At 39.2% G+C, this 22,024-nt stretch carries 15 protein-coding genes and 2 tRNA genes; 10 read left to right on the forward strand and 7 right to left on the reverse strand.

From position 1 onward, the window contains the following. Nucleotides 1-1,154 precede the first annotated feature (1,154 nt). Both BUA16_RS06665 and BUA16_RS06670 read right to left on the reverse strand, forming a co-directional pair. A tRNA-Phe gene (locus tag BUA16_RS06665) sits at nt 1,155-1,227 on the reverse strand. Between the two features lie 278 nt (nt 1,228-1,505). Further along, a tRNA-Phe gene (locus BUA16_RS06670) sits at nt 1,506-1,578 on the reverse strand. 103 nt (nt 1,579-1,681) lie between these two features. On the opposite strand from BUA16_RS06670, the gene BUA16_RS06675 reads away from it, so the two are divergent. The 7 genes from BUA16_RS06675 (at nt 1,682) to BUA16_RS06705 (ending at nt 9,406) form a co-directional block, all read left to right on the forward strand. Beyond that, on the forward strand, nt 1,682-2,410 hold the full coding sequence (locus BUA16_RS06675; RefSeq protein WP_072763979.1) for a type III pantothenate kinase: 729 nt from the start codon (nt 1,682-1,684) through the stop codon (nt 2,408-2,410). Next, entirely contained in the window at nt 2,411-3,679 is a 1,269-nt protein-coding gene (locus BUA16_RS06680) for a BamG family beta-barrel-assembly machinery protein (RefSeq protein WP_072763980.1), read from the forward strand. 39 nt (nt 3,680-3,718) lie between these two features. Next, nucleotides 3,719-5,089 carry a tetratricopeptide repeat protein gene (locus BUA16_RS06685; RefSeq protein ID WP_072763981.1) on the forward strand — a complete coding sequence of 457 codons (1,371 nt, stop codon included), beginning with the start codon at nt 3,719-3,721 and terminating at the stop codon, nt 5,087-5,089. A 1-nt stretch (nt 5,090) separates the two neighbouring features. Beyond that, a complete protein-coding gene (gene lptC, locus BUA16_RS06690) occupies nt 5,091-5,699 on the forward strand; it encodes an LPS export ABC transporter periplasmic protein LptC (protein WP_072763982.1) in 609 nt (202 codons plus the stop codon). Between the two features lie 2 nt (nt 5,700-5,701). After that, nucleotides 5,702-5,905, forward strand: coding sequence for a hypothetical protein (locus BUA16_RS06695; protein ID WP_072763983.1), 204 nt, complete (start codon nt 5,702-5,704; stop codon nt 5,903-5,905). A gap of 2 nt (nt 5,906-5,907) precedes the next feature. Then, nucleotides 5,908-7,197: a hemolysin family protein gene (locus tag BUA16_RS06700; RefSeq protein ID WP_072763984.1), complete on the forward strand. Its 1,290-nt coding sequence runs from the start codon at nt 5,908-5,910 to the stop codon at nt 7,195-7,197. A 91-nt stretch (nt 7,198-7,288) separates the two neighbouring features. Beyond that, a complete protein-coding gene (locus BUA16_RS06705) occupies nt 7,289-9,406 on the forward strand; it encodes a peptidylprolyl isomerase (RefSeq protein ID WP_072763985.1) in 2,118 nt (705 codons plus the stop codon). A gap of 182 nt (nt 9,407-9,588) precedes the next feature. On the opposite strand, the gene BUA16_RS06710 is transcribed toward BUA16_RS06705, so the two are convergent. Both BUA16_RS06710 and BUA16_RS06715 read right to left on the reverse strand, forming a co-directional pair. After that, complete coding sequence (locus BUA16_RS06710; RefSeq protein ID WP_072763986.1) at nt 9,589-10,551, reverse strand: GYDIA family GHMP kinase; 963 nt, start codon at nt 10,549-10,551, stop codon at nt 9,589-9,591. Continuing rightward, complete coding sequence (locus BUA16_RS06715) at nt 10,548-11,882, reverse strand: hydroxymethylglutaryl-CoA reductase, degradative (protein ID WP_262482954.1); 1,335 nt, start codon at nt 11,880-11,882, stop codon at nt 10,548-10,550. The genes BUA16_RS06710 and BUA16_RS06715 overlap by 4 nt, the downstream gene beginning before the upstream one ends. Nucleotides 11,883-12,087: 205 nt before the next feature. Here BUA16_RS06715 and BUA16_RS06720 point away from each other — a divergent pair, with 205 nt between their 5' ends. From BUA16_RS06720 to BUA16_RS06730, 3 genes are read left to right on the forward strand one after another with little or no spacing between them, the layout of a single operon-like run. Then, nucleotides 12,088-14,253, forward strand: a complete 2,166-nt coding sequence (locus tag BUA16_RS06720) for a S9 family peptidase (RefSeq protein WP_072764084.1) — start codon at nt 12,088-12,090, stop codon at nt 14,251-14,253. 16 nt (nt 14,254-14,269) lie between these two features. Continuing rightward, the gene (locus BUA16_RS06725) at nt 14,270-16,105 is read left to right on the forward strand and encodes a peptide MFS transporter (protein ID WP_072763988.1); all 1,836 of its coding nucleotides are present in this window, start codon (nt 14,270-14,272) and stop codon (nt 16,103-16,105) included. A gap of 36 nt (nt 16,106-16,141) precedes the next feature. After that, the gene (locus tag BUA16_RS06730) at nt 16,142-17,926 is read left to right on the forward strand and encodes a peptide MFS transporter (RefSeq protein ID WP_072763989.1); all 1,785 of its coding nucleotides are present in this window, start codon (nt 16,142-16,144) and stop codon (nt 17,924-17,926) included. Nucleotide 17,927: 1 nt separating this feature from the next. On the opposite strand, the gene BUA16_RS06735 is transcribed toward BUA16_RS06730, so the two are convergent. The 3 genes from BUA16_RS06735 to lpxB all read right to left on the reverse strand — a co-directional run bounded on the left by BUA16_RS06735 (nt 17,928) and on the right by lpxB (nt 21,817). Further along, nucleotides 17,928-19,952, reverse strand: a complete 2,025-nt coding sequence (locus BUA16_RS06735) for a ComEC/Rec2 family competence protein (protein WP_072763990.1) — start codon at nt 19,950-19,952, stop codon at nt 17,928-17,930. Nucleotide 19,953: 1 nt separating this feature from the next. Further along, the gene (locus BUA16_RS06740; protein WP_072763991.1) at nt 19,954-20,514 is read right to left on the reverse strand and encodes a C40 family peptidase; all 561 of its coding nucleotides are present in this window, start codon (nt 20,512-20,514) and stop codon (nt 19,954-19,956) included. A gap of 181 nt (nt 20,515-20,695) precedes the next feature. Continuing rightward, complete coding sequence (gene lpxB, locus BUA16_RS06745) at nt 20,696-21,817, reverse strand: lipid-A-disaccharide synthase (RefSeq protein ID WP_072764085.1); 1,122 nt, start codon at nt 21,815-21,817, stop codon at nt 20,696-20,698. Between the last annotated feature and the right edge of the window lie 207 nt (nt 21,818-22,024).

The raw sequence follows: 22,024 nt of genomic DNA on the forward strand, positions 1-22,024 counted from the left end.
TTCATGAATTCCTTTAAAAAACAATAGACAAGCCATGAATAAAAAACGAACCAGGGTCGAGAGTCAAAGGTACAGTGTACCTTTGGCTGGAGGAGCCAGCCGTAGCGTTGGCCTTTCTTGCGAAATGATTCATTCAGAATATTTTTTTGTCAGCACTTAAATTTTAGGAACTCGCTTTTGAAAAACAGCTAAATAAGATAATTCGTTTAGCTCAGACAGCCTAAAATCGCCAACGCGCAAGCTGGCCTCTTCACTAAAATAGTCCAGTGGACTATTTCTTAACCTTCGATCCTCATTCAAATTTTACGATAAATTTTCGATAGGCCAGAGAAAAATAAAACCTTTAAAAAGACCCCCATATTGTCAAAAATCTTTTAAAATACAGATATATAAAGTGTTTGCAAAGATTGGCTCAAATCGTTTAGGACGCTATTGGTTATATATTAATAAACAATCGTTTAAAGTTTTGTTTTTCCTTTTTTAAGGACAGTTCCTGATAGTTTAATCTGTCCGCTTCTTCTTCATTTACTCATGTATTTGTTATTTGTTTTCAATAGGTATTCGTGAACCGTCCATGACGGTTTCTTTTGCTTGTCCAGGGCCGAGACAAAGGTACGGTGTGCCTTTGGATGGAGGAGCCAGCTGTAGCGATGTCCTATCGTGCTAAAAGCTACAGTCTAGAGGAATAGTTCTTCCTCATCGAGTTCGAAAAACCGGTTTCAAAACTTCGCGTCGCCTCGTATCTTCTCCACGGCGCCAGCTGGCCCCTCACGACAAATGCAAATTGTTGCATTTTCTGCTCGGTCCTATGCGAATCAGGGTTTTTTGCTGCGCTGGCTTACTATCATATGACTAAAAATGTATTTGTTCAATATTTACCAAAAGTCATATTGACCAGTAGTCCCGCAACATGCGGGGGAGGTACTGATTACTTTTTATTACTAATTGGTTATTGTTTACTGAATACCGCGTTAGGGATTGCAGCGGCATCCTTTTTTAGAGGGCCATGGGACCTTTAAAAAAGATACAGCGGAAAGAGCGACCCGATAGGGGAACGCCCATATACATATATAATATGGAACTTTGAACAATCTTTTGGGCCAACAGGAAAGGTGTAAAAAGAAAAAAGCCTCGTAAAAACGAGGCTTTTAAGGTGGTGCCTCCAGGAATCGAACCAGGGACACATGGATTTTCAGTCCATTGCTCTACCAACTGAGCTAAGGCACCTTACTTGCTGTAAGCGGGTGCAAAGATAGTGGGTATTTTTAAATATGCAAATAATCAGCGAAAATAGTCTAGAACTATTTTTTTTTCAGGCAAAAATGTTAAAATTAGAAATGTTGCCCTCAGCCGACCTGAAACCATGGTCCAAGATGAAAAATATGGCTTATTGTAAGAATTTAATTCTTTTTCCATAGATGGGAAATCTCGGTATAAATTATAGGGCAAGGGTAGTGGAAAAGGTGTAAAAAGAAAAAAGCCTCGTAAAAACGAGGCTTTTAAGGTGGTGCCTCCAGGAATCGAACCAGGGACACATGGATTTTCAGTCCATTGCTCTACCAACTGAGCTAAGGCACCTTACTTGCTGTAAGCGGGTGCAAAGATAGAGGCAATTTTGTTATTTGCAAATAAAAATCATAAAAAAGGTGTTTATTTTTTATTGATTTATAATCTTTGTAACATGAATTTAGTTGTTGATGCCGGAAATACTTTTGTGAAACTCGCTGTTTTTGAGAAAACTAAAGAGGTTTCTTTTCAAGTTTTTGCACTTGAGGATTTCTGTAAAAAAAGTAAAGAGATTTTTAAAGTTTACCCGGAAATTAGCCATGCCATTGTTTCTTCAGTGGGTTTTTTAAGTGAAAAAGAAATTGCAATGCTTTCTGTTTTTTGCAAGGTTCACGTTTTGTCGCACCAAAGTAAAGTGCCTTTTAAAAATTCTTATGCCACTCCCCAAACATTGGGAGTCGATAGGATGGCACTGGCCGCGGCGGCATTTTATTTTAATCCAGCGGGGAATACATTGGTTATAGATGCGGGTACTTGCCTTACCTATGATATGGTGAACGATTATGGCGAATATTTAGGCGGTGCCATTTCACCAGGGGTTGCCATGAGATATCGGGCCATGCATCAGCAAACGTCAAAACTTCCGCTGCTCGAAAAAGGAGAAATTATCGATTTCATCGGAAATTCTACCGAGTCGAGCATGCATAGCGGAGTGGTCAATGGTATTTGTAATGAAATAGATGGCGTTATAAGCCAATATAAACAGCGATTTTTAAATTTAACAGTAATTTTTACGGGAGGAGACGCTCAATTTTTGTCAGAACGAGTAAAAAATACCATATTTGCGCATTCTAAATTTCTCCTATTGGGGTTAAATCATTTGCTAGAATACAACAAACGCTAGATGATCAAAAACTTTGTAATTGCAATTTTATGCCTAACTTCAGTTAGCATATATGCTCAGAACAGTACGTCTTCTCCATATTCTTATTTCGGTATAGGGGATTTGAAATTCGCTGGTACAGTGGAGAATCAAATGATGGGCGGAATAAGTGTTTATGCCGATAGTATACACTTAAACTTAAGAAATCCTGCCGCTTATAGCGGATTGGGATTAACAACTTACACCGCAGGGATCTCTCGAAAGGAGACCAGTTTTAGGGGTAACGGAGTACGTGAAAATGCTTCGAACGCTACATTAGACTACCTGTCCCTTGGATGGAGCCTAGGGAAAGGATTTGGGATGGGATTTGGTATCATGCCGTATTCTTCGGTAGGATATAGGTTTAAGGCTACCAGTACCGGTGCTAATGATGCGGAGGTTACGAATTCTTACTCCGGAGAAGGCGGCCTTAATAGGGCGTACCTGAGCATAGGATACGAATTGTTTAAGAATTTTAGTTTAGGGATAACCTCTAATTATAATTTTGGAAAACAGAGTGCTCAAAGTTTTCAGAACATAGAAAATGTTCAATTGGGCTCTTTTTCAAAAGTGTCCTCAAGGATTGAAGGTTTCGATTTTAATTTTGGGGCTACGTATGCCCCTAGGATTAAAGAAAAATATACTCTTTTTACTAGTGTGTCCGTAAATACACAGGCAAATTTAGTGTCAGAGAACGAAAAAACTTTTGGTTCCTATTCTACCGCCAACGGTATGGATGTAGAAGTTCGTACAGTGGATTTAGAAGCACAAGGCTTGGCTAGAACTGGAGTGCAAATCCCAACAACCACTAACATAGGGTTGGGGTTTGGAAAGGATATGAACTGGTTCCTGGGTGCTGAATATAGCTTTCAACAACTGAGTTCTTTTGAAAATGAACTGTCGCCATCGAGCAATTTAGAGTATCAAGACGCACAGGCTATTAGAGTTGGCGGATACTATATTCCTAACTATTCTGCCTTTTCTGGCTACTTCAATAGAGTAGTGTATAGGGCAGGTGCTAAAATATCAAAAAGTGGTATGCTAGTAGATAATAAAGAAATTAATGATTTTGGCATAACTTTTGGACTAGGGTTACCATTGGGAAGAACCTTTTCCAATATTAACTTAGGATTCGAACTCGGGAAAAGAGGAACACAAGCAGGAGATTTAATCGAGGAGAATTACTTTAAAGTTAATTTAGGTCTTTCGTTGAGCGATACAGAATGGTTCAAAAAAAGAAAAATTAATTAAATTAAAATTATTACTTTAACCACCTTAAAAAAATATACTATGAAAAAGAAACTCTACATCGCAGCAATTGCCATTATGGGGGTTGTTGGTTTAGGGAATGCACAGGCACAAAATCCAGAGTGTATGACGAACCTCTCAATTTATACCGAACATGTAAAGGTTAAGAATTACGAGGCTGCCTATACCCCTTGGAAAATGGTGTACGATAACTGTCCTGCTCTAAACTGGGCAAACTTCCTTTATGGAGAACGTATTCTTAAGGATAGGATCAAAAAATCTGAAGGAGCAGAGAAAGAAGCAAATATTAATGCTTTAATGGAGCTTTTCGATAAGAGCGCGCAGTATTATCCAGCAAAAAACACAGTAGCAGGAGTAGCTATTGATAAGGTGTTGTTGAAGTACGATAATAAAATGATTTCTAATGAGGAAATCTACAGCAGCTTGGACAAAGCTTTTAACGAGGACAAAGCGAATTTTAAAAACCCTAAAGCCCTTTACCTATATTTCTCTAGTTTGGTTGATTTGAACAGTGAGGGAAAAAAAGAATTGGAAGAGGTTTTTGAGAAGTATGACATTATTACTGAAAAAATCGAAGAGGAAAACGATACGTTTACTGCTGGGATCAATAAACTATTGCCAAAAGAAGATGCTGGTACGCTAACATCTAAAGAGAAAAGGCAATTGTCTTCTTATACTAGCTATTCTGAAAGCTACGGTAAAATTACCGAGAGTATCGATAGTAAGTTGGGAGCTTTGGCGAACTGTGAAAACCTTATACCATTATACGAAAAGAACTACGAGGCTAAAAAAGGCGATGTTACTTGGGTAAAAAGAGCCGTGAGTAGAATGTTTAGCAAGGAATGTACAGAAGATCCATTGTTTAAGAAACTGTTCGAGGCCCAATTGGCTTTAGAGCCTTCTGCTAGTGCCTATATGTATGGTGGTACCTTGAAAAACAACGCTGGAGATACCAAAGGTGCTATGGCCGATTTTAACAAGGCCTTGGAATTGGAAACAGATTCCAGAAAAAAATCGAATATTGCTCTAAAGATTGCTACTAGCTACAGAAATCGTAATAAATCGGCTTCTAGGAGCTATGCGCAAAAAGCACTGGATGCAAACCCATCTAACGGAAAAGCTTATTTGTTAATCGCAAGTTTGTATGCCAATAGTGCCAACGATTGTGGTAATACTGCTTTTGAAAAAAGAGCAATTTATTGGAAAGCCGAGGATATCGCTCGCCAAGCAGGTCGTGTAGATCCTTCTTTGAGCGGTAAATCTGCTCAGGCCGCAGCCAGTTATGCTGCTAAAGCCCCTTCCAAAACAGATGTTTTTAACTCTGGGATGGCAGGTAAAACATTAACCTTCCCATGTTGGGTTGGTGGTAGCGTAAAAGTACCAAGCCTATAAGATGAAAAAATCTTATTTAAATATATTTTCAAACATTGCCATAGTTATTTCTATGGCTTTGTTTTTTTTCTCATGTACCGATACCTACAAAAGAGTAGGAGATGAGGCCGTAAAAAAAATATACCCCACAGGAGTGGCCCAGGACTTTGTGCTTACCTCTACCGAAACCGATGATAAAGAAGGAATAGATAATAAGGAAGCAAGATTGCAATCGAGGGTAGTAGTCGTTTTAAAGAGTCCTTTGTGTAACGATTTTGACAATTTGGAATTTCCCCATCTAACCTTTCCAAAGGGACTGGTGGTGGAGTTTTTTGATGAAAAAGGTGAAAAAAGTACGATCTCAGCCGACTATGGTATTATATATTCCAAGACTAATTTAATAGATTTGCAAGGAAATGTCATTATTGAGACCAGTGATGGCAAAAGGTTAGAAAGTCCTCAATTGTATTGGGACAGGGCCAATGAATGGATTTTCACTCAAGAGAAATTTACATTTATCAATCCAGAAGATGGAACCGTTATGGATGGGGAGGGAATGGATTTTAATAGAGATCTGAGTTTTTTTAATGCCCATAGAACGTATGGGTTAATGAGTATAAAAGAGGAGTAATTATGATTAAAGTTTTAAGATATACCGAATATTTGTATTTAGCAGTAGCTGTAGTTTCTTTGTTTACCATTTATGAGGAGTGGAACGTAGATAGGGATCGCGCCTATTTGTTTGTGTTCTTTGCGGTGATTTCTATTGGGATGTTTATTTTCAAAAAATCGTACCGTAAAAAGTTCGAAAATCGTCAAAAAAATAACAAGCAATAATCTTGGACACCGACATAGTTATTATTGTTTTATCCCTTTTGTTTTCTGCCTTCTTTTCGGGAATGGAAATAGCCTTTATATCTGCTAATAAAATTCATATAGAAATAGAAAAGAAGCAAGATGGTTACTTGGCCAAGGTATTGACCTTGCTTACCAAAAAACCGTCAAAGTTTATTGCAACCATGCTTATAGGCAATAATATTGCCTTAGTGGTATACGGACTCTATATGGGAGAGTTGTTAATGAGTTGGTTTCAGGGGATGGAGACGGGATCAAATTCATTTCTGCACCTTTTGGTGACCGATTTTAGTCTGGTGGCCCAAACGGTTATATCGACCATTGTAATTTTATTGACGGCAGAGTTCTTGCCAAAGGTGTTGTTTCAGATTTATAGCAATACATTATTGCGGTTGTTGGCAATCCCGGCCTATTTTTTCTATGTGATTTTCTCGGTGATTTCCAATTTTATTATCTGGGTGTCAGATTTTATTCTTAGGGTTCTTTTTAAGACCAATGGTGATAAAGTTCCCCTGGCCTTTAGTAAAATAGAACTGGGAGACTATATAACCGAACAGATGGAAACGGTAGAAAAGGAAGATATTATAGATTCCGAGATACAGATTTTCCAAAATGCATTGGAGTTTTCCGCGGTGAAAGCAAGAGAAGTGATGGTGCCCAGAACAGAGATCGCTGCGGTAGAATTACACGAGACACCAAAAAATTTGGCAAAACTCTTTACGGAAACTGGTTTTTCTAAAATATTGGTCTTTAAGGATACCATCGATAATATAATTGGATATGTGCATTCTTATGAGCTGTTTAAGAAACCCAAGACCATAAAAAGTATCTTGTTGCCGGTAGAGTTTGTTCCAGAAACAATGCTGATCAACGATATATTAAATGTGCTTACAAAGAAGCGGAAAAGCATCGCCGTGGTGTTAGATGAATACGGGGGCACTTCTGGGGTGATGACTGTTGAGGATATTGTTGAAGAGTTGTTTGGAGAGATTGAAGATGAGCACGATACGCAAGATTTGTTCGAAGAGCAATTAAGCGAAAACATGTATAAGTTTTCGGGCCGTTTAGAGGTCGATTATGTAAATGAACATTATAATTTAGAGCTACCAGAAAGTGACGAATACGAAACATTGGGCGGGCTGATTATGAATGAAACCGGTGAAATTCCAGAAAAGAACTCCGAAATAAGGATAGGTGATTTTCTCTTTGTGGTCTTGGAGGTTTCTAGTAACAAAATAGATTTGGTTTCCTTGGAGATAGGTAAAAGGGACTAAGGCTAATACGTCAAAAATTTTGATTTTTTTTAGTTTTTAATATTTAAAAAGAAAGTGGTAATTTGGCCACCATATTTAAACATTTTATATAATGGCAGTTTTAGAAAGTATAAGAAAACGAACCACCGTTTTGATTTTAATTATAGGTTTGGCATTGTTCGCCTTTGTTATATCGGGGGTGTTTAGTAATGGAGGCATGGGAGACGGAAAAGTTGGTTCTTCTATAGCAGAAGTTAATGGCGAGGAAGTTTCAATCGATCAATTTAGAAGACAGGTAGAGAGTATGTCTAGAATGGCAGGTCCTAACGCTTCTTCATTGCAAGTGGTGAACCAAGTATGGGAAAACGAAGTGAGAAGTCTTTTGTTGGCTCAACAATTTGAGGATTTAGGGATTGAAATTGAACAAGATCAAATTATCAATTATGTAAAAACGATTCCTAATTATGTTCAGAACCCTGAGTTTCATAATTCGAACGGAGTGTTTGATGAAAATGTATTTAGAGGTGCTGTAGCAGATTGGAAAGCTAATAACCCCGCTCGTTACAGCATGTGGTTGCAAGATGAAGCTGCAATTATTCAAAATGCAAAAGAGCAAACTTATTTTAACCTTATTAGAGCTGGTTTGGGAGCCACTTTAAAAGAAGGTGAATTGGAATATAAACTGGCCAATGATAAGGTAGATGTCAAATATGTTCGCGTACCATACACTGCTATTGCCGATTCTTCTATTCAAGTATCCAAAAAGGAAATGCAAAAATACTTGGAAAGCCATAAACAAGAATTTAAGCAAGACAAATCTAGAGATATACAGTTCGTATACTTCGAGGAAAAAGCATCTTTGAAAGATGAGAATGCTGTGAAAGAAGAGATTACTGCTTTGTTAAACGATACAGAGGTGTATAATGCTCAGAAAGATGCCAACGAAACCATTCAAGGATTCGAAAATACCACTGATGTAGCTGCCTTTTTAGACCGTAATTCAGATATTAAATTCGATACCATCTATAAAGCAAAGAATGATCTGTCTGCAAAATATGCCGATACTTTAATGGCGTTGTCTATAGGAAGTATCTATGGTCCTTATCGCGATGGCGACTTTTTTAAGATTTCTAAAATGATGGGAAAAAAGGCTAACGGAGCAGTAAAAGCTAGCCATATCCTCATTTCTTACGCCGGGGCGCAATCTGCAAGTCCAGAGGTTACGAGAACTAAAGAAGAAGCCGAGAAAAAAGCTAAAGAATTATTGGCGGAAGCCAAAGGAAGGGATGCCGTTTTTGCCCAATTGGCAAGAGATAATTCCGATGGGCCATCTGCACCAAGAGGTGGAGATTTAGGGTTTTTCCAAGAAGGAATGATGGTAGAAGCTTTTAACGATTTTGCCTTTAAGAATTCTAAAGGAAGTATCGGATTGGTAGAGACCGATTATGGTTTTCACGTTGTGAAGATCGACGATAAGCAAGATGTTGTTCAAATAGCTACCTTGGCAAGAGAGATCGAGCCTTCTGAAGAAACGATCAATGCGCTATTTACAGAAGCGACAAAATTTGAAATGGAAACTTCTGAAGGAAAGTCATTGCCAGAATTGGCCAAAGAAAACAATTTTGTTGTACGACCAGTAAACAAAATTAAAGAATTGGATGAAAACCTGCCGGGCTTAGGCGCGCAACGTGCAATTGTACAATGGGCTTTTAACGGTGAGACTAATATTGGTGATATTAAAAGGTTTAATATTAATAACGGTTATGTAGTGGTTCAAGTAACCGCTGCCTACAAAGAAGGTTTAATGAGCGTTGAAGATGCTTCTGCTTTGGTTTTGCCTAAAATCAGAAAAGAGAAAAAGGCTGCTCAAATTATTGGCGCAAGCAAAGGAAAATCTATGGATGATTTTGCAAGTAGCTATAATGTAGTGCCATCTACTGCTACGGCCTTGACCATGAAAACACCTACCATACCTGGTGCCGGATCCGAGCCTTTGGTTGTTGGAAAGGCATTTGCCTTGGCTCAAGGGGCTACTTCAGGTTTGATTGAAGGGCAAACTGGAGTGTATATGGTTACCGTTACCAAAAAGGAGGAAGCTCCTAAATTGGATAACTATAGTACTTATGCTAATAACTTAAGGGCTGCTGAAGAAGGAAGAATCACTTTCTCTGTGTATAACGCCTTAAAAGAAGCTGCCACTATTGAAGATAAAAGACCTAGTTTTTACTAGCTAATCTGAATGATATCAAAAAAAACCTTCCGATCGGAAGGTTTTTTTTGTTTTCTACTTTTTTGTAAGGCCGAATGATTGCCTTAGTTTTGGCTAATTTTGTTTGCTAACCGATGGTTTAAGCTAAATATCGATACCTATTAACGAAGTTTTTATTGGGCCATATAACTCCAGGCCAACGATTACTTTACCATTTTTGAAAAAGGAATCACAGTAGTATATCCCTTGTTTTTAAAATAATCCGGAGTGTTTTTATTTCCGGTTACCAATATAAAATCGCCGCCCCAAGCGCCTAAACTTTTAATGGCACCTTTAAAATCCGGGAATAAACGTTCTTTGATTGGAGCTATTTCTAGAACCTCACTAAGGGCTTCTTCGTGTTTTTTTAATAACTTCTCAAACTGAGATAGACTGCTGGCCGTTAATACACGTTGAGTGAAATTGTTGATCTTTGATAGTAGCCCTATTTTATTGAAATCCTTGCTCTTGTATGCTGCAATGCCCTCCCTGCTATTTTGTTTTTGATTTAAGTAAACAAAATAAAGGCTGTTTTTATACGAGGGATTAAAAGAAACTTGATTTACTAGAGGTTTATTGTCCGTAAGTTTATACGTGATTGGCGAATGGTGCTGGGCGCAAGCAATATCATATCCACTGCCAGAAAAGGAATTCCAAAGCAAGCTATAGGCGTTTACATTGGCCCAGCTCGCAATATTATTAATTAAGGTAGATGATGTTCCCAAGCCCCAATTTCGAGGGAAATTTAAAGAGGTGGTGACCTCAAATCCTTGCTGGTGGGCTAAAAAACCCGGATTTAAGTTTCTTGCTTCTTTCAGTATGTTGGACAAGGTGGTGGCAATAGCCATTTTTTCCTCAGATTCTGTGTCGTTATGAGAGCTCGCTGTAGAAAAGCTATAGTCAGATTCCTTGGAGGATAATGCTAAAGTTTCTAAATCAAATACACCCTGGAACCAAACATTTCCTTTTTCATCCAGGCTTCGCCAAGCAAGTAGCGGGGCCTCAATTTTTTTTAATCCCAAAGACTGGCCATAAATAGTGGGGATGGCCAAGCTTTCGGCCCCGTCTAAAACGGCATACTCGCCGGTGATCAATAATTTTCCGTTACTGTAAAATTCTGTTTTCATACGTTATTTCTCAAGGCCTCAAAAGCGGTTACTACAGCGCTATGCGATGCAGTGTTCTTTTTAAAATGGTTTACCAGTGTTTGCTTTTCGGCTTCAGTGGCTCCTAATTGGTTTAAAATGTTTAACAGGTGCATTTTCATGTGCCCTTGTTGTATGCCGGTCGTTACCAACGATTTTACGGCAGCGAAATTTTGTGCTAATCCGGCAACGGCAACAATTTCCATCAGTTCCTTGGCAGTTGGGTTTTGTAAAATCTCTAAAGCGACCTTTACCAATGGGTGTAAATTCGTGAGACCGCCTACAGTACCTATAGCCAATGGAATTTCTATCCAGAATTTGAATTGGTCATCTTCTATACTGGCATGCGTTAGGCTGGTATATTTTCCGTCCTTACTGGCATACGCATGTGCGCCAGCTTCTATAGCCCTAAAATCGTTCCCAGTGGCCAAAACAACGGCATCTATGCCGTTCATAATACCCTTGTTGTGGGTAACGGCTCTAAAGGGTTCTACCTTTGCAATATTCACGGCGCGAACCATTTTTTTTGCAAACTCTAAGGAAGAGGCTGCATCTTGGGGTTTTAAATCGTTAACAGCACAACTTACTTCTGCACGGACCACACAATTGGGGACGTTGTTAGAAAGTATGCTCATCACTATCTCTATGTCTTTTTCCTGATCGGTAAAAGCAGGGTAATTTTGGGCCTCGGCCTTTAGGGTTTTTGCAAAAACCTCTAAACAGGAGTTTATAAAATTGGCCCCCATGGCATTCATGGTCTCAAAGGTGCAGTGCAGTTGATAGTAATTTTCTAACTCGGCTGTTTTGTTCCTTAGTTCAATGCCACTTATACCACCGCCACGCTTTTCCATGTTTTTGGTGATGGAAGCTACATTGGCCAAAAGTTGTGGCTTTAAGGCCGAGAAAAATTGCGCTAATTTTTCAGCATCGCCCGTATACATAAAATGAACCTGTCCTACCTTTTCTGTTCCTAGAATGGTCGTTTTAAACCCACCACGGGACAACCAGAATTTGGCGGCCTTACTGGCCGCGGCCACTACCGAACTTTCTTCTATGGCCATAGGTATGGCATATAAACGATCGTTGATTAAAAAGTTTGGGGCAATCCCAAAAGGTAGGTAAAAGTTGGTAATCGTATTTTCTATAAACTCGTCGTGCAACTTTTGTAGCTGCGCGTCCTTGTTCCAGTACTGTTGTAATAGTTCAAGCGTCTGCTCAGAATTATGGGTGTAATGTTTGGCAATCCAACTAATTTTAGCTTCTTTGCTAAGCTTGGAAAAACCTTCTATCGGTGCAATCATAAGGTATTTGATTTCTTGCGGCAAAGATAGTGATTAAGGAAATAAGCAAGGGGTGTCTAAATTGGAGGAAAAGGCAAATAAAATTGTTATTATTTTATTTAAAGTAGATGTTTGTGTGATTTTTTTAGTAAACTTGACAGTTTTAAGCATTTTTAAAAGTTTAAACGAATTTTCAATCAAAATTATTGGGAATAATTAATAAAATTCAGTGAAAAACGTGAGAAAAATTTCCTTTTTAGTAGCATTAACGTTCAGTATTTTTTCAACCATTACCGCCCAAAACAAACAAATTTCCCTAGAGGAAATTTATGGGGGTCACTTTAGAACCGAAGGTTTGGACAGGTTGAGATCCCTAAAAAATGGTAAACAATACACCATCCTGGATTTCGATAGCAGCAAGGGTACTACCGCCATAGACAAATACGATTATTCGACCCAAGAAAAAGTAGAAACCATAGTTTCTTCGGCAGATTTAAAGGAAATTTCCCATTTTAGTTCTTATGAATTTAGTGAGGACGAATCTCGGCTATTATTGGCTACCCAGTTAGAGTCCATCTATAGACGATCAACCCTAGGTGTTTATTATGTATACGATCTTCAGTCAAAAAATCTTGTAAAAATTTCAGACACTAAAATACAAGAACCTTCCCTTTCTCCCGATGGCACCCAAGTGGCCTATGTACAGGAGAATAATATTTATACCTTTAATTTAGCGACTAAAAAGACCAAGCAAATCACCACCGATGGGGTGAAAAACAAGATCATTAACGGAATTACGGATTGGGTGTACGAAGAAGAGTTTTCTTTTGTTAGAGCCTTTGAATGGAATGCCGATGGTACAAAAATTGCTTTTATCCGTTTTGATGAAACCGAGGTTCCTGAATTCTCTATGGATATTTATGGTTCTGAGCTATATCAAACACAGCAAGTTTTTAAATACCCAAAGGCAGGTGAAAATAATGCCGTGGTATCTTTACATTTGTTAGACGTCGCTTCCGGAAATACAACCGAAGTAGCCTTAGGCGATGCGTATTATATTCCCAGAATAAAATGGATGAACGATGCGAACACCTTAAGCGTACAGACCTTAAATAGGCATCAAAACCATTTAAAACTGTTGGCTGTTGATGCTAAAAAGAATCGTGTAAGCGTGCTCTTGGAAGAAAAGGATGCGGCTTATGTTGATGTTGCCGATAACCTTACCTTTTTAGAAGACGATAGCTTTATATGGACCAGTGAAATGGATGGTTATAACCACATCTACCTATATAACGCCAAAGGGAAACTTGTAAGGCAAATTACAAAAGGGCCTTGGGAGGTAACCAATTATTATGGATACGACCAAAAGCAAGATAAAATATATTATCAGTCCACCGAAAATGGCTCTATCAATAGAGATGTTTACAGTATTAAGAGCAATGGCAGAAAGAAACAACGCCTAACTTCCAAGGAAGGGACTAATGCCGCCGATTTTAGTACCGATTTCACCTATTTTATAAATACTTTCTCCAACGCAACCACACCGCCCGAATATACGTTGCATGCTGCCAAATCCGGTAAAAAGCTAAAGGATATCAAGGACAACAAGGCCTTACTTGAAAAGCTTGGCGACTACGCCTTAAGTCCTAAGGAATATGCCACCATAAAGGTCAATGGCAACGATTTAAACATGTGGATGGTAAAACCTACGGATTTTGATGCCAACAAACAATACCCCTTGTTTATGACACAGTATAGTGGGCCAGGTTCACAGTCAGTGTCCAACAGTTGGATGGGTTCTAACGATTACTGGTATCAAATGTTGGCCGATGAAGGCTATATTGTGGTTTGTGTCGATGGGCGTGGAACTGGATTTAAAGGACGCGATTTTAAGAAGGTTACCTATAAGGAATTAGGGAAGTATGAGGTTCAAGACCAGATCGATGCGGCAAAACAACTTAGCGAGCTGCCGTATGTAGATGAAAACAGGACCGGAATCTGGGGTTGGAGCTATGGCGGTTTTATGTCTACCAACTGCCTGCTAAAGGGCAATGATACTTTTGAAATGGCGATCGCTGTGGCACCGGTAACTTCATGGGGCTTTTATGATACCATTTATACAGAACGTTTTATGCGTACCCCACAAGAAAATCCTAGCGGTTACGAGGATAACTCACCTTTTAACTATCCTGAATTATTAAAGGGAAAATATTTATTGGTCCACGGTAGTAGCGATGACAATGTACACGTACAAAATACCATGCGAATGGTAGAAGCCTTGGTACAAGCCAATAAGCAGTTCGATTGGGCAATATATCCCGATAAAAACCACGGAATTTACGGAGGGAATACACGGCTGCACCTCTATACGAAAATGACCAATTTTATAAAAGAAAATCTATAACTAACTAAAGATACCTATGCAAAGTTCAGTAAAGGAAATACATCGGAAAGAATTATTTGGCCATCCCGTTGGTCTTTTTATATTGTTTTTCACTGAAATGTGGGAGCGCTTCTCATACTATGGGATGCGCGGAATCTTGGTGCTCTATATAGCTACCTCTGCCACTGCCATCGATCCAGGTTTGGGTTGGTCCAATAAAGATGCCATATGGCTGTATGGATGGTATACCATGTTGGTATATGTAGCCTCCATTCCTGGAGGTTGGATTGCCGATAAGTTTTTAGGGCAGAAAAAAACGGTCATGCTCGGGGGGCTACTGCTTTGTGCAGGGCATGTCACCCTGGCCATTCCACAAGATTGGGCCTTTTTTACAGGATTGATCCTAATTATCCTAGGGGTTGGTGGGTTAAAGCCTAACATTTCTACCATGGTAGGTGGACTGTACCAAGAAGGGGATATAAGAAGGGATAGCGGATTTACCATATTTTATATAGGTATTAATATAGGTGCTTTCTTAGCTAGTATTTCTGTTGGCTTGGTAGCTTATTATTACGGTTGGCATTATGGTTTTGGACTGGCAGGAGTAGGAATGTTGTTGGGGCAGGCTGTATTTATTTGGGGACAAAAGTTCCTAAAGGGAGTTGGAGAATTTAGTGGAGGTAAGAATGTTTCTGAAGAGGAACGTATCGCCGCCAAAAGGCCCTTGAACAAAATAGAAAAGGATAGAGTATTGGTATTATTGCTTTCATTTTTGATCGTGATCGTATTCTGGGGGGCTTTTGAGCAAGCCGGAGGCCTGATGAACCTGTACACGGATGCCAAAGTAGATAGGACTATAGGTTTAAGCTGGTTGCAAGAAATCCCTGCTGCCGTGTTCCAATCATTAAATGCCGGATATATTATCATTTTTGGAACGCTAGTGGGAGGCTTTTGGATCTGGTGGAAAAAAAGTGGAAAAGAATCGTCGTCTTTGTTTAAAATGGCCATAGGGACCATTATAATGGGACTTGGTTATATTTTTATGATGTTCGCCTCTAAAGAAGCCAGTTCGGAGGTCTTTGGGAAAGCAGCCATGATATGGATCTTTCTAGCCTATTTATTTCATACCATAGGAGAATTATGTACTTCGCCTGTATCGCTTTCATTTATTACCAAACTCGCCCCAATAAAGTATGCTTCTATTATGATGGGGGTTTATTTTGCGGCAACCGGATTTGGAAATAAGTTGGCAGGTAGTATAGGGGAGTCGTCTCAATTGCATCCTTATCAGGGAGAAATGATCGTAAGTAAGGAAGCTGTTCTTCCCTATATGAGCAAGGATTCCATGGAAATCAAAAATCCGGACAAAAAGATTGTCAAGATATATGATTACCCTATTAATGAGGACAAAAACTTTGGTATTAAAACCCAAGTGTATTTGGACAATGATGCGGTAGTGTTCCAGGAAATAAAATCGGGAAAACCTCTTAATGATCTGTTTAAGCTAACCGACAATAAGGACAATAACCTAGCCAAATTAAAAGAAACGCTTCAAGAAAACAACGCAACTTCTAGCAGTCCGTATCACGCCAAACTCGTATTCGAGAAAAATAGGGATGCCGCTCAAAAGATAGAAAATAAAGGAGATGGGGAAAACTACGAAGTTTCCTTTGTATTGGAAGAGGAACAAAGCGAACAAGAATACAGCACCTTTTTATGGCTGACGGTCTTTACCGTAAGTTTTGGGTTGCTGCTAATCTTATTCTTGAAAAAACTGAAGAAACTAACCCATGGTGCCGAGGATCATGAGCATGATATGAAGGATAATGAGCCTTATGAATTGGCGGGAACGGATATTAACAAAACAAATTAAGCTGCAGTTAAGGAAGTATTTAACGAATATAGAAATATGAATACCGATATTGAAAATTTATTTAAGGATAAGGTTATAGGGCATCCGGCCGGACTTTTTGTCTTATTTTTTACAGAGATGTGGGAGCGGTTTTCCTTTTATGGAATGCGAATCCTATTAGTACTTTTTTTAACGGCACCCTTAATTGGGGACAATCCTGGTTGGGAATGGCCCCGGGAACACGCCTTGGCGTTGATTGGAACTTACGCTTCCTTGCTTTATCTGACACCAATTATCGGAGGCTATGTAGCCGATAAATTTACCGGCTATAAATGGGCGGTGATCATAGGGTGTTTTATCATGATGTTGGGCCACGCTGCCATGGTCTTTGAAACGCAATTTACCTTATATCTAGGATTGGCATTTTTGGTTATAGGAACAGGATTCTTTAAGCCTAATGTCACTTCCATGATTTCCGAAATGTACAAAGGCAAAGAATCTAAGAAAGATGGAGCATACACTATATTTTATATGGGGGTTAATGCCGGTGCTTTCTTTGGAATGATGCTTTGTGGGTACTTGGCCGAGAATATCGGTTGGAGCTATGGCTTTGGATTGGCAGGGATTTTTATGTTCTTGGGAATGCTGCAATTTTGGTTGGCCAAAGATTTATTTGGTAGTATAGGGGAAAAACCTAGTAAAAAATACGAGGTAGAATTGCCGCAAAATATTAACGAAGAAAGTGTTGTAGTCGATGAGAATAAGGAAGCAGAAGAAAAACTAAACCCTTTTACGACACTAGACAAGGTGTTAATGATCTTATCTGCCATCGGAGGGGTGTTGTACCTTTTTAACGATCCGATGTCTAAAATAGGCGACATAAACCTTCTGAACTTTAGTATTGGTAACTATGATGGTTCGACGATAACAGTGCTAGCGGCCTTGGTGATGTTCTTGTGGCTTATTATCAGCAGAATCTTTAGATATACCAAAATTGTACGCGATAGAATTATTGCCGTTTCTATTTTTGGATTGTTTACGGTGTTTTTCTTTGCCGCCTTTGAGCAATCTTTGGGATCCATGACCATTTTTGCCAGAGATTATACGGCGAGGGAATTATCAGGAAATGCTGCTACGATTTTTAAAATCATAGATTTAATTCTGACGGTTGGACCTTTGGCGGTAATCTCATGGGTGTTGGTGTTATTGTTTAAAAAAACCTATACCAAGATTCCGTATTCCAATATTGTTTTGGCGCTTGCCTTTGTTTCGCTTTGGGGTGTTGTAATTTGGAAAATCGACAGGGAGTTTAGTAAGGATGCTACCGAAGTAGGAGCTTCATGGTTCGGAATTCTAAACTCCTTTTTTATTATCGTTCTCGCGCCTTTCTTTTCGAAATGGTGGGAAAGCAAATACAATCCGAGTGCGGCCATGAAATATGGGTTGGGATTAATTCTTCTGGGACTGGGATTCGGTTTTTTGGCCTTTGGAACTGCCGGAATACCTCCAGGAGCACAAACAGCTTCGGTGAGTATGGTGTTTTTAATTTGTACCTACTTTTTCCACACCATGGGAGAGCTTTGTTTGTCTCCCGTAGGCTTATCGTACCTAAGTAAATTGGTGCCTGGAAGAATGATCGGTTTTATGTTTGGTATTTGGTATTTGGCCATTGCCATTGGTCAAAAGGCCGCCGGAAATATGGGAGGAATGATCGATAAAATTGCGACTGAATATTCCCTAAGTACTTTCTTCTTAATTTTTACATTAATACCAGTAGGGGTAGGATTTATATCGATTGTATTAAATCCGATCATTAAAAAACTAATGCACGGAGTACGTTAAACTACTCAAAAGTATATATCAGAGCTCCCTTTTCACCAGTATAGTGAAAAGGGAGCTTTCTTTTTTTACAACTTGCTTCCCACTGTGCTATATAGCTTTTGTAGTTACTGCCATCGGCAACTATTATTTCTGGATGAAGCGTGTCAATAAGGCGATCTAAATTAATTTTTGGGGACTGTGTCAATAGCAAAGTAGTAACCTTGTAATCCGTCTTGGGATAAAATCCACTGCTGTCTACCACAAATAAGTTGTCCTCCCCATACCTAAAACTGTTTTGTAAGATACTGTAATTAATTTTCCCAATGTTTTTGGATAGACTAAAGTCGTTCACCACCCTTGCTGTGGCAAGGCTATCTCTATGAAAAACGCTTAAGCTATTGCCGCTTTGATACAGAATGGCAGAACTCCTAGGGATATGGGCTATCAGAATTGTTTCGGTTTTATAAAGTTCCAAGGAAACATAGTACCACCACAGCTGAAAACACAAAATACCAAGAAAACACATCAGCACTCGTTTAAAAGAAGCCTTGGCAAATAGCAGGCCCATTGAAATAATTATAACAAAGCTTAGGACCAATTGTACGGCATCAAAGTAAATATTCTTAAAAAGAAACAACTCTTGTTGCGCTATCTGTCCAATGACCCAGTTCATGCTTTTGATGATAGAATTATACCCTAAGGCCAAGAAGGACGGTAAAATATCGAAGACTACTAAAATTAACAACAGTATCCCCATGCCCAATATAAAGGCAAGGAAGGGGACCACTATAAGGTTCGAAACAAAGAAGAGCCCAGGGAATTGATGGAAATAAAAAAGGCTAATGGGCAATACGCCCAATTGTGCTGCGATACTGACCGAAAGCAGTTCCCATCCTTTTTTTAGGAACCAGTTTTTTGGCGTCCAGAATTCTTGAAGCTTAGGGAATATCAATACAATAGAAAATACGGCGGCATAACTTAATTGAAACCCTACCTGAAACAACAACATGGGGTTGATGAGGAGTAGGATAAAAAGAAGGGACAGGGCCAGAACATTAAAATTGCTGGTGGGCCTATTTAAATACAGCGCATAGGCTACAAAAGAAAACATAGTAACTGCCCTGATAATAGAGGCGGATAGCCCAGCTAAGAAGGCGAAATTCCATAAGCATAATACAATGATGAAGAGTTTAATGGTTTTGCCTTTGGGAAGCAATTCTAAGGGTTTTAGCAAGAAATGTAACAGTCCTAACAAGATGCCAATGTGCAAGCCGGAAAGAGCTAAGATATGAAAGGCCCCGGCATCCTTGTAATGCGTATTGGTCTCTTGGCTAAGGTCATTGCGCTCACCGAGCAATAAGGCTTGGATAACCCCCAACTCTTCTCGACCAAAGGGGTGTTCCCTTAATTTGCCGATGAGATGGTTTCTTGCCCTTGCTGCTATTCCCATTAAGGTTTTGGATGGGGTATCCTTTTTTGCGAATTGGACAGCGCTTATTTTTAGTCGATGGTAAATACCTAGGCCTTCTGCGTATTTTTTATAGTTAAATTGAAGTGGGTTTAAAGGAGAAGAAAGCGGGGTCAAGGCGGAATAGGCTATAATTTCATCGTCTACAAGAAGTGCGTTACCGGTAGAATCCCTGTTTATATTGAGAAATATTTTCCCAGAGGCCTTTAAGGAATCGGCCTGTTGTACTTCGGCAATGTAACGATGGCTGTAGAGGGTAGGTTTTAAGACCTCCCTGATTTTTAAGGTCCATTCCCTTTTTTCGTGCTGTGGAAAATGACTGTAGTGGTCCGGCCAGTTTTTTGGTTGGGAGAAGGAAAAGGAAAGTGCTCCTATTGAAATGGCCAAAAGCGTGGTAATAGTGCCAAATAATAAAGAAGAACTATGGTGTTTTCTTATGAATACAATCCCCAGGATTAGGAGAAAGAATAGGGTAAGGGATAAGGAGACAATAGGGGAGGGATTACTGAAATATCCCAATAAAATACCAAAAATAATGCAAAGAGTAAGTTTAACGGCTATGAATTTTAGCCATTGCATTTTATAATACTCTTGCAGCCTTTACAAAGGCATGGTTCCAGAATCCTTCGCGAAGCGAGGAGATAATAACCCCTCTAGAGGTAGAGGAATGAATAAACTGTACGTCATTGCCCTCTACGGCTACCACTAATCCAACATGGTTGATTTTTCTGCTTTTTCTAGAAGTTTTAAAAAAGACTAAATCCCCTTTGTTAATCTCGTCCAGCGGTATGGTTTCGCCGTGTTCCGCCATCTGATAGGAAGATCGAGGCAAGGAAATATCGTGTTGGCCAAAGCTAACATACATTAAGCCGGAGCAATCCATTCCGTTAGAATTGGTGCCGCCATATCGGTAGTTTACCCCAGAATAGGATAGGGCAGTATTTATTACCTGATCTGTGATTTTAGGGACTACATCTTTTATTTCTTCAGGAGCCAACACCATTTCGTTATGTTCTTCCAAAGATGGTATAGAAGCTGCAACACTTATTTTTCGTTCATCGCTTTGTGTGGCACCTCTTTTAGAGACCCCGCAACTGGCAAGCAAAATGATAAGCAATAGAGAAAGATGTTGGTGTTTCATCAACTAAAAAATTAATACCCTTACGGCCAAATTTAGAGAAATAACTTTATAGCATTCTAAATTTTAACCTTTTATAAGTAACGGTTTATTTCGCTCGCTTATTGTGTATCCTTGCCAATATTTGACATTTATTAATAATGAGATTTTCTTGGGCGTTCCCAAGAATTAAATACCGGTACTTTTAAGATGTAGCTGTATTTTCTACAATTAATTCAGCTGCTTTTTCACTGGCACCCTTACCTCCCAATTTTTTTTCCAACAGCGTATAGGCTTCAATCTGTGTGGTTCTATAAGGTCCCTCTAAAATTTTAGATAGTTCTGTTTTGATGTTTTTGGCATTAAGGTCGTTCTGAATAAGTTCTTTTACCACTTCCTTATCCATTATTAAATTCACCAAGGATATAAATTTAAGGGTAATGATCCGTTTTGCGATCGCGTAGGATATCCAATGGGCACGGTAGCAAACTACTTGTGGAACTTTAAATAAGGCGGTTTCTAGGGTAGCCGTGCCACTGGTTACCAGAGCAGCATGGGATAAGCTTAGAAGATCGTATGTTTTATTGGAGATTAGACTTACCTGGGAGGCCTTTAGAAAAGGGAGGTAAAAGTCTACATCTAAGCTTGGGGCCCCAGCAATGACGAATTGGTAGTCGGGAAAAGACTCGATCGCAGAGAGCATCAGGGTCAACATTTTTTGTACTTCTTGCTTACGGCTTCCAGGCAATAAAGCAATAATAGGTTTTGAAGGGTGTAGCTTGTTCTCTTTTCTAAATATGTTGTCCGGGGTCCTAGGCAAATCGTCAATGGCGTCGATTAGGGGGTGTCCGACAAAATTCACAGGGTATTGATGTTTCTTTTCATAAAAATCTTTTTCAAAAGGCAGAATGACATACATGGCATCGATATCCCTCTTTATTTTACGGATCCTAGATTCCCTAGAGGCCCATATCTGAGGAGAAATATAGTAATTGGTCTTAAAATTATTTTCTTTGGCCCAAGAGGCAATGCGAAGATTAAATCCGGAATAGTCTATAAAAATAATGACATCAGGGTTAAATTTGGCAATATCGGTTTTGCAGAAAGCGATGTTTTTAAAAATTTTATTGATGTTGGTCACCACCTCAATAAAGCCCATAAAGCCCATATCCTTGTAGTTTTTAACCAAGGTACCTCCGGCTTTTTCCATTAAATCGCCGCCCCAACAACGAATGTCGGCCTCTTTGTCCTTAAGTTTTAGTGCTTTTATAAGGTTAGAGCCATGTAAGTCTCCCGAGGCTTCTCCTGCAATGATGTAATATTTCATAAGTGGATATATATATTGTTTTTTTTGACGGACATATGTAATTCGCATGGCTCAATTCTTATTTGCGAGCCACTTTCTGTCATGCGCAGTTCATATGAAATGTCTATTTTCAAATACCATAAACCGATCGTTTCTATGGAGCCTTGTTGCTGGGCGCATTCCGGGAACCGATTCAGGGCTGATTATATTTTTTAAACCGATGAATAA

It is taken from the genome of Arenibacter nanhaiticus (assembly GCF_900141935.1).
Taxonomy (GTDB): domain Bacteria; phylum Bacteroidota; class Bacteroidia; order Flavobacteriales; family Flavobacteriaceae; genus Arenibacter; species Arenibacter nanhaiticus.